General features: G+C 51.2%; 8 protein-coding genes. 1 reads left to right on the top strand and 7 read right to left on the bottom strand.

Annotated elements, in window-relative coordinates; all coding sequences use genetic code 11:
• Positions 1-107 precede the first annotated feature (107 nt).
• The 7 genes from purD to purE all read right to left on the bottom strand — a co-directional run bounded on the left by purD (position 108) and on the right by purE (position 7,678).
• Positions 108-1,385 (bottom strand): phosphoribosylamine--glycine ligase, encoded by a 1,278-nt coding sequence (gene purD / locus QZR21_RS06095; protein WP_296974357.1) that lies wholly within the window; start codon positions 1,383-1,385, stop codon positions 108-110.
• Between the two features lie 14 nt (positions 1,386-1,399).
• Positions 1,400-2,944, bottom strand: coding sequence for a bifunctional phosphoribosylaminoimidazolecarboxamide formyltransferase/IMP cyclohydrolase (purH, locus tag QZR21_RS06090; protein WP_296099396.1), 1,545 nt, complete (start codon positions 2,942-2,944; stop codon positions 1,400-1,402).
• Positions 2,945-2,985: 41 nt separating this feature from the next.
• Positions 2,986-3,606: a phosphoribosylglycinamide formyltransferase gene (gene purN, locus QZR21_RS06085; RefSeq protein ID WP_296099398.1), complete on the bottom strand. Its 621-nt coding sequence runs from the start codon at positions 3,604-3,606 to the stop codon at positions 2,986-2,988.
• Positions 3,599-4,657 (bottom strand): phosphoribosylformylglycinamidine cyclo-ligase, encoded by a 1,059-nt coding sequence (gene purM / locus QZR21_RS06080; RefSeq protein ID WP_296099401.1) that lies wholly within the window; start codon positions 4,655-4,657, stop codon positions 3,599-3,601. Before purM ends, purN begins: the two co-directional genes overlap by 8 nt.
• Before the next feature lie 8 nt (positions 4,658-4,665).
• Entirely contained in the window at positions 4,666-6,087 is a 1,422-nt protein-coding gene (purF, locus tag QZR21_RS06075) for an amidophosphoribosyltransferase (RefSeq protein ID WP_296099404.1), read from the bottom strand.
• A 137-nt stretch (positions 6,088-6,224) separates the two neighbouring features.
• Positions 6,225-7,088 (bottom strand): phosphoribosylaminoimidazolesuccinocarboxamide synthase, encoded by an 864-nt coding sequence (locus tag QZR21_RS06070; protein ID WP_296099407.1) that lies wholly within the window; start codon positions 7,086-7,088, stop codon positions 6,225-6,227.
• Positions 7,089-7,186: 98 nt separating this feature from the next.
• Positions 7,187-7,678: a 5-(carboxyamino)imidazole ribonucleotide mutase gene (gene purE / locus QZR21_RS06065; RefSeq protein WP_296974350.1), complete on the bottom strand. Its 492-nt coding sequence runs from the start codon at positions 7,676-7,678 to the stop codon at positions 7,187-7,189.
• 1,090 nt (positions 7,679-8,768) lie between these two features.
• On the opposite strand from purE, the gene serC reads away from it, so the two are divergent.
• Positions 8,769-9,842 carry a 3-phosphoserine/phosphohydroxythreonine transaminase gene (serC, locus tag QZR21_RS06060; RefSeq protein ID WP_307973934.1) on the top strand — a complete coding sequence of 358 codons (1,074 nt, stop codon included), beginning with the start codon at positions 8,769-8,771 and terminating at the stop codon, positions 9,840-9,842.
• Positions 9,843-9,965: the final 123 nt, after the last annotated feature.

Raw genomic sequence — 9,965 nt, 5'->3', positions numbered from 1 at the left:
CGCCAGCGCCGAATACCAACAGCTCGACAAACCGCAATTGGCACCTGTATTTCCATCAGAAAAGCCGCCGGAAATGAAACCATTTCCAGCGGCTTTCCAAAGTTTCTTTATTTTTCCTTCAGGTGTTTCAGACCCTTATCGGCAATATCGTGACGATACTGCATCCCCTGCCAGTGAATTTTGGAGACCCCTTCATAGGCTTTGGCTTTTGCCTCTGCCAGGGTCGGCGCCAGGGCCACCACATTCAGTACGCGGCCGCCGTTGACGACGTATTCTCCATTTTTCCGGGTTGTTCCGGCATGGAATACGAGGCATCCTGCTTTCTTCGCATCCTCCAGGCCGGAGATAACTTCTCCGGAGGAATGGGAAGACGGATACCCTTCAGAAGCCAGGACTACGTCTACGGCGCAGCCTTTTTTCCACTTCACTTCTTCCTTTGTCAGGGTTCCATTGACGCAGTCAAGCATAACCTGGGCCAGGTCTCCGTCGAAAAGGGGAAGTACTGCTTCCGTTTCCGGGTCGCCGAAGCGGCAGTTGAATTCTACCACCTTCGGACCTTCATCGGTAATCATAAGGCCTGCATAGAGGCATCCCTTGAAGGGGTATCCCTCTTTTTTCATGGTTGCCACAATGGGGCGGAGGATTTTGACCTTCACTTCATCCATCATGTCGTCTGTCATCACCGGAGCCGGTGCATAGGCACCCATGCCGCCGGTATTCGGTCCCTTATCGCCATCAAAAATCCGTTTATGATCCTGGGAGGAAACCATGGGCACCACTGTGGTGCCATCACAGAAGCAGAGGACTGAAGCCTCTTCCCCTTCCATAAATTCCTCAATGACCATGGAACGGCCGGCGCCGCCGAAGGAATGGCCTTCCAGCATATCCTTCACCGTACTCACTGCTTCGTCTTCAGTCTGGGCAATGATGACACCCTTGCCGGCAGCCAATCCGTCCGCCTTGATAACGATAGGATACTTCTTATTGGCCTTCAGGTAAGCCACAGCCTTATCTTCATCAGTGAAGACTTCATAGGCCGCCGTGGGGATTCCGTATTTCTTCATCAGGTCCTTGGCAAATCCTTTAGAGCCTTCAATGCGGGCTGCCGCCTTGGAGGGGCCAAAGAAGGGAAGACCCGCTGCTGCAAATTCATCTGCCAGACCGTCGGTCAGAACCGTTTCCGGGCCGGCCACGGTGAGATCCACCTTCATGAGCCTTGCGAAATCCAGGATATCTTCATGTCCCTTTACAGGAATCAAATGGGCCACATCGGTCATGCCATCATTGCCCGGAATCGCATAGACTTCCGTCACCGACGGACTCTGTGCCAGTCTCCAGAGCAGGGCATGCTCCCTGCCGCCGCTGCCAATTACTAATACCTTCATTTGGAAAACCCCTCTTAACTGTGACGGAAATGACGATGTCCTGTGAAGACCATGGCAATGCCGTACTTGTTTGCCATATCAATGGATTCCTGGTCCCTGATGGAGCCGCCAGGCTGGATAACAGCTGTGACACCAGCTTTGCCCGCTGCTTCAATGGTATCGCCGAAGGGGAAGAAGGCATCGGAACTCATGACGGAGCCCTTCGCTTTTTCACCGGCCTCCGCAATAGCGATATCCGCAGAACCTACGCGGTTCATCTGGCCAGCACCGACACCGAATGTCACGTCCTTACCGGTGAGAACGATGGCATTGGATTTCACATGCTTAACGATCTTCCAGGCAAATTCCATAGCCTGCCATTCTTCCTCCGTAGGAGCCCTGTTGGTGACTACTTTGCAGTCCTTTCTTGTTTCAGCACTGTTATCCGGAGTCTGTACGAGGAGGCCGCCGGAAACCTTGTGGAGCTGCAGTTCTTCCTTGAACGCTGCCGGTACTTCGATGAGGCGGATGTTCTTCTTTGTTTCCAGTACATCCAGTGCTTCCTGAGTGAACTTCGGAGCCATGACGACTTCAAAGAAAATCGGTTTCATGGCTTCTGCCGTAGCCTTATCGCAGACCTGGTTCATAGCTACAATGCCGCCGAAAGCGGACTTGCTGTCTGCATTGAAGGCCCGGGTGAATGCATCCAGGGCATCCTTGCCAAGAGCTGCACCGCAGGGGTTCGTATGTTTAATGACAACACAGGCCGGCTGGTCTTTATCCCATTCATTGACCAGGTCCCAGGCTGCTTCCATGTCCACAATATTATTGTAGGACAGTTCCTTGCCATGGAGCTGTTTTGCCGATGCAATGCCGCCTTTCGCTTCCGGGTCCTTATAGAAAGCTGCCTTCTGGTGCGGGTTTTCACCGTAGCGAAGGTCCTGGATTTTCACGAAAGCTTTGCTGTATACATCAGGAAGTACATCTTTCTTTCCATCCACTTCCTGGGTGAGGTAATTGGCGATAGCGCAGTCATAGAGACCGGTATGGAGAAATGCTTTCCGGGAAAGCTTCAGACGGAAATCTTCGTCCAGGGTGTCATTCTTAATCCGTTCCAGGATTTCATCGTACTGGGAAGGATCCACAACGATGGTGACATATTTATAGTTCTTCGCTGCCGCACGGACCATGGAGGGACCGCCGATATCAATATTTTCAATGGCTTCCGCCCGGGTAACGCCGGGTTTCGCAATGGTTTCACGGAAGGGATACAGGTTCACGGCCACCAGGTCGATGCCTTTAATGCCATGTTCCTTCATGGCCTTCACGTGTTCCGGATTGTCCCGGATAGCCAGGATACCCCCATGGATCATGGGATGCAGTGTCTTTACCCGGCCATCCATCATTTCCGGGAACCCGGTCACTTCGGACACAGATTTCACCGGAATACCTGCTGCTGCAATGGCCTTCATGGTACCGCCGGTGGAAATAATTTCCACGCCAAGGTCATGAAGTCCCTTTGCAAATTCTACGACCCCGGTCTTATCGGAGACACTGATCAGGGCTCTTTTAATTGCCATATTGACTCCCCCTTTGATTGAATATAGTAGAGAATGGAGAATTATTTTCTGCCATGCATGCCGCTTACATGATGGCCTTCAATTTTGAGCTGGTCTGCGCAGAATGCAGTAACTGCCCTGACATAGGCCGGATGTTCCTGCTGGAGAATGCGGTCGGACAGGGTTTCTTCTGTATCATCATCGTAGACCGGCACAGCCACCTGTGTAATGATGGGGCCGTCGTCGAGGCCGGTACCCACGAAATGGACAGTGCATCCTGCCACTTTCACCCCTGCCTCTACGGCCTGCCGCTGGGCATGGAGTCCGCGGAAACTGGGAAGAAGGGCTGGATGGATATTGAGAATTTTGTTTGGGAATGCATGGATAAGGTTTTCCCCGCAGATCCTCATATATCCGGCCAGGCAGATGAGGTCCGGTTTATAGGACTCTGCCGCCTTCAGGATGGCCTCATTGAAGGCATCCTTATTTTCAAAAGATTTCAGTTCCAGCACCGTCGCAGGGACTCCCCAGCGGGCAGCTCGCCCAAGCACCTGGGCATCGGCATGGTCGCAGATGACTCCCACCACGGTACCATTGACGGTACCATTGACGGTGGCTTCGTGGATCGCTTCCGCATTGGAACCGCAGCCGGAAGCAAAAATCAGAATCCGTTTCTTACTCATTGAAAAGACCACCTGTCACAACTACATCCTGGTTTCCTTCTGTGATTTCGCCGACTTCATAGACCGGTTCATCCATGGATGCCAGAATTTCCTTTGCCTTTTCCGCATTTTCACGTGAAAGGATAAGAAGCATGCCAAGGCCGCAGTTATAGGTACGGTACATTTCATGGGGATCCACGCCGCCCTGTTTCATAAGGAACGGGAAAATCGGAAGGAGCGGCCACTTTTCCGCATCCAGCACAGCCCTCGTGCCCTTCGGGAGAACGCGGGGAATATTGTCGTAGAAGCCGCCGCCGGTGATGTGGACAAGTCCCTTCACCGTTGTGCCATGGATAACGGGCAGTATGGGCTTCGGGTAGAGCCGGGTCGGCGTAAGGAGCACTTCGCCCAGTGGCTTATCCAGGCCTTCATAAACTTTGTCCAGGGAGAGGCCATTGTCGCTGATAATACGACGTACCAGGGAGTACCCATTGGAATGGACGCCAGTGGAGGGCAGGCCGAGGATTACATCGCCGGGAGCAATGGTTTCCCCGGTAATCAGGTCTTTCCGGTCCACAATACCTACAGAGAAGCCGGCCACATCGTAGTCCCCTTTACCGTAGAAGCCGGCCATTTCTGCCGTTTCACCGCCCAGAAGGGCACAGCCTGATTCGATGCAGGCATTGGCCACACCTTTCACGATCTCTGCCATCAGTTCCGGTTCCAGTTTGCCGGTGGCAATGTAGTCCAGGAAGAACAGGGGCTTGGCGCCCTGTACGAGGACATCATTCACGCACATGGCCACGCAGTCCTGGCCAATGGTATCATGGATACCCATTTCGATAGCCAGACGAAGCTTTGTGCCTACGCCATCGGTACCGGAAACAAGAATCGGGTCATCCCCCATATGATCTTTCAGGCGGAACAGGCCGCCGAAGCCGCCGATGTCGCCCATGACGCCGGGAATATAGGTAGCCTGTACTGACTTCTTGATCAGTTCTACTTCCCTTTCCCCTGCATCGATATCAACGCCCGCTTCCGCATAGGTCAGGCCTTTTTTCTTTTCGCTCATGGTTCCTCCTACTCTTCATCTTCCATGCTGCCAAGGCCATTGTGGGGAACCGGTTCCGGATAGACCCCATCAAAGCAGGCAAAGCACATGTCCGATGCCTTAATTTCAGAAATGGATTCTGCCAGTCCCTCCTGGGACAGGTAATGAAGGGCGTCGGCGCCAATCATTTTGCAGATTTCCTCTGTGGAATATTTCGCAGCAATCAGCTGTTTCCGTTCCGCCGTGTCGATACCGAAGAAGCAGGGATACCGGACAGGCGGGGAACTGATGCACAGTTTGATTGATTTGGCTCCCGCATTTTTGAGAAGGTTAATGATGATACCGCTGGTAGTGCCGCGGACAATGGAATCGTCCACAAGGATAATGTCCTTCCCTTCCACATTCATACGAATGGGATTCAGCTTCATCCGGACAGCCCGTTCTCTCTTCTTCTGGCCTGGCTGGATAAAGGTACGGCCCATGTATTTATTTTTGAGAAGCCCTTCCACGAAGGGAATACCGGAGGCCTGGGAATATCCGAGGGCCGCCACGTTGCCGGAGTCCGGCACGCTCATGACCACGTCCCCCTCATAGTGGGTCTCTTCCCAGAGCTTCCGTCCCATATTCAGCCGGGCCCGGTAAATATCCTGGCCATTCATGATAGAATCGGGGCGGGCAAAATAAATATATTCAAAGGAGCAGATGCCATGGCGGTGGCTGTCCACCGGGCAGTACATGGTGGAACGGACACCATTATCATCGATGGTCACGATTTCTCCGGGCAGCACATCCCGGACGAATTTCGCATCAATGGCATCGAGGGCCGGCGTTTCCGATGCCAGCACCCAGCCATGTTCTGTCTTGCCAAGGACCAGGGGCCGATAGCCGAAGGGATCCCGGCAGCCGTAGATAGCATCATTCGTGCAGGCCACGATGGCATAGGCACCATGAATTTCCGCCATCAGCTCCTTGAATTTTTCTTCCTCCGTAGCCCGGCGGCTCCGAGCCAGCAGTTTGATAATAACTTCCGTATCCATGGTGGTGGAGAAGGTGGATCCATCCATGAGAAGCCGTCTCCGAAGATTTTTCGTGTTCACCAGGTTCCCATTGTGGGCCAGCGCCATAGGGCCGTCAATGCTGTCGGCCTGCAGGGGCTGTACATTCACAGGAATGGAAGATCCGGTGGTGGAATAGCGCACATGGCCGATGCCGATGTGTCCTTCCTTTTCCGGCAGGTTGTGGAAAACTTCCGTTACCAGTCCCATGCCCCGGAATGTTTCCATGGTCTTCCCGTCGGAAACGGTTATGCCCGCACTTTCCTGTCCCCTGTGCTGCAGGGCAAAGATTCCATAATAGGTTTCATGCACCGCAGACAGTTCCCGGTCAAAAATACCAAACACCCCACACTCTTCATGCGGTTTGTCATCATAAACATCCATACTTGTATACATTACGGAATTCTCCTGACTTTATAAAACATTTTGGGGCTTTTCCGCATTGGAAGGACCATGCCACCCCATGTAAGGCACGGTTTCCTTCCTTCCGGGAAGCACAGATTCACACGCCGTCTCAATGCTTCCGCGGTTTATCAGAACTTTTCACCGGTCAGAAGCTCATAGGCTTCCTTGTAAATGCCGATGGTCTTGTCGATGATATCCTGGGGAACCGTATCTCCCGGATGCGCTTTCAGGTAGTCACGGACGAACTGCTTGTCATAGGAAGGCTGGCCATGACCTGCTTCATAGCCCTTTGCCGGCCAGAAGCGGGAGTTATCAGGAGTCAGCATTTCATCGCCCAGGACAATATTGCCCTTTTCATCGAGGCCGAATTCAAACTTTGTATCCGCAATGATGATGCCTCTTTCCAGGGCATAATCAGCGCATTTGTTGTAAAGGGCCAGTGTCAGTTCAGACAGCTTTTCCATGTATTCTTTGCCTTTTCCCGGGAAGAACTTGTTTACCCAGGCTTCCCCTTCTTCCATGGAAATGTTCTGGTCATGTTCACCGACCGGAGCTTTTGTGGAAGGAGTGAAAATCGGATGGGGCAGCTTCTGGCATTCCTTCAGGCCTTCCGGCAGCTGGATGCCGCAGACCTTGCCGTCCTTCTGATAGCCTTCCCAGCCGGAGCCGGTGATATAGCCGCGGACAATGCATTCCACAGGAATCATGTTCAGCTTCATGGTCTTCATGGAGCGGCCTTCGAATTCCGGAGTCTGGAAGAATTCAGGCATATCTTTGGTGTCGATGGAAATCATGTGGTTCGGAACAATGTCCTTTGTGAAATCAAACCAGAATTTGGACATCCGGTTCAACACCACGCCCTTTTCGGGAATCGGGCATTTCAGGATATTATCGAAAGCGGAAATACGGTCTGTGCAGACCATGACAAGGCTGTCGCCCAGGTCATAGAGTTCGCGGACTTTACCGGATTTGAATGGTTTGTATTCTTTCATTTGAGATCTCCTTATTTTTACAGATAAAAAATATGATTTGAATCATCTCGGGCATTCAGGAAACGGGACATCCCATTTTCCCAAAACCAGAGGGGCTGTTACTTCTTCAGTTCTGCCTGCAGTTTTTCGTCTTTGGCGTAAATTTCTTTTGCTGCCTTTTCACGGTATGCCCTGTACTTTTCATGGAGGGCCGGATCAGAAACCGCACCGATTTCTACAGCCAGGAATGCCGCATTTTTCGTGCCATCAATGGCAACCGTAGCTACCGGGATGCCGGAAGGCATCTGAACGATGGAAAAAAGGGCATCCATGCCATCCAGTTTTGCTCCGGAAAGAGGAACACCGATGACCGGCTTCAGTGTCAGGCTGGCCACTACACCCGGGAGGGCTGCTGCCATGCCGGCGCCGGCGATGAATGCACCGACTCCCTTCTTTTCTTCTGCTGCCACGAAGTCCGCCAGTTTCTTTGGCGTTCTGTGGGCAGATGCGATGGTGACGTCATAGGTGACCCCGAAGTCATCCAGAATGGCAAAGGCCTTCTTCATGACCGGTAAATCGGAATCACTCCCCATAACAATACCAACATGCATTATGATTTCCTCCTTCTCCTGAGAACTTCGTCTCAATAAAAAGCTCCCTCCGCAGGGCAGCCCAAGGCCGCAGAAAATCCCGCAGAAGGAGTATTGTTTCCAACCGGATACAGCGCACAAATAGAAAGAGATGCATTCCAACAGAAAAGTCTATCCGCCTTCCTTATGTCTTCGGAAATAACCATCATTTCAGCAGACATTGCGACTCCTCTCCCCGTTGAGATAAAAAAGCCTGCGCCCCATATGCACAAGCCTCAATAACAAACAGCACTCTCTATTGCTTACGTTCCTTAACCATTCTAATATTTCCATTTTCTCTTGTCAATAAATTTTAATACCCGAAGTCCTCGAGGATACGGGCTTTTTACAATTATAATGGCAAGCTTATGATAATTTTAATTTTTAATATGTTTATCTCATGATGGTCAAATAGACTGGCAGATGGAAAGTGCGAGGGCACTGCCAATTTCAGTTTGTCGAGCTGGTGGACGGCGCTGATGGATAGAGTCATTCGTGCGGGGCTTCTAGCTGCTAGCTCCTGGCTTCTAGGAAAGATGGCCAGCCTACGGCACGAATGACTGACGGAAATATCGATTGGAAAGCGCCGCAGGCGGGTCAGCTTTCCTGGCAGCTAGCCGCTAGTAGCTAGAAGCTCCATGCGAAAGACTCTACCCACCCGCGCCGAACACATCAGCTCGTCAAACCGCAATTGGATAAAATCATTTTTATTTCCTCCTTGACAAAGCGTAAATGGCGGCGCTATAATCCAGTCATACGAAACAGGCGATGATGAAGAAGGGATACTGGTACTTTTTCAGAGAGACAGCGGCCGGTGAGAGCTGTTACCGTTCCATTATCTTTCCACTTCGGAGGCAGGGATGATGAATCCCTCGGGTATGCCCGTTACAGCAGACTAAAGATGGCCGTTTGGCAATTTGGGTGGTATCGCGGGTGCTCTCGTCCCTTAGAGGATGGAGAGCGTTTTTTTATACCTGCTCTTCCTTTTGCTATGGCTAAATTGGGTGGCACCGCGAGAAAAGAGAAGCTCGTCCCATGGGACGTCTTCTCTTTTTGTGTTATCAGGAGGTTTATGATGAAACGAGTATTCAACTTCAATGCAGGTCCTTCCCCTATGCCCTTAGAAGTACTGGAAGCCATGAAAGAAGACCTCACCAATTTCAAAGATACCGGAATGGGCATCACAGAAATCAGCCACCGGTCCAAAGAATTCCAGGATCTGCTGGATGAAACAAAAGATCTCCTTCGCGAGCTTATGCATCTTTCCAATGATTATGAAATCGTATTTATTCAGGGCGGCGGCACTATGCAGTTCCTTATGACAGGATATAATTTCCTTCATACCCGGGCTGCCTATGCGGATACCGGCGTATGGGCCCACAAAGCCAGAAATTCCGCTGCCTTTTTCGGAGAAGTGTACGATGCCAACTCCGCCAAAGACAGAAACTATTCCTACATTCCCGACACCTATGATATTAAGCCGGACACCGATTATCTGTATATCTGTGCCAACAATACCATCTACGGTACGGAATACTGGAAATTTCCGGAAGTACAGGTACCTGTAATCTGCGATATGTCTTCTGATATTCTGTCCCGGGACATCGATTTCAACCGGTTCGACATGATCTGGGCCGGCATCCAGAAAAACCTCGGCGCCGCCGGAGTGGCCCTGGCCATTATAAAGAAAGACCTTCTTGCCACAGCACGGACAGATATTCCGGAATTTCTTCAGTACAATACATTCGTCAAAAAAGATTCCACATATAATACGCCACCGGTTTTCTGCATTTACACACTGAACCGCATGCTCCACTGGATCAAGAATATGGGCGGTCTCAAAGCCATCGAAGAAAGAAACAAAGTCAAAGCTGCCATGATTTATGGCGTTATTGACAGGAGTAACGGATTCTACCGGGGTCATGCGGAGAAAGAAGCCAGAAGCCGCATGAATGTAACATTCAACCTGGAAAATGAAGCGATGGAAAAAGACTTTGTAGAGAAAGCTAAAGCCAATGATTTCATCGGCGTCAAGGGACACCGCCTTGTAGGAGGCCTCCGGGTTTCGCTCTACAATGCTGTCACACCGGAAGCCGCAGAAGCGCTGGCCGATTTCATGAAAGAATACGAAAGAGTTCATGGATAAATTGACCAATTGCGGTTTGTCGAGCTATTGAAGAGGTGCTGATGGATAGAGTCATTGGTGCGGGGCTTCTATAGTGAACGACAAAAATAACTTTATTTAAAGCTGCACAGGGTTCGAAGCTGA

It is taken from the genome of uncultured Dialister sp., assembly GCF_900541605.1.
In the GTDB taxonomy this organism is placed as follows: Bacteria; Bacillota; Negativicutes; order Veillonellales; family Dialisteraceae; genus Dialister.
This window is presented reverse-complemented; position numbering and strand designations above follow the sequence as displayed.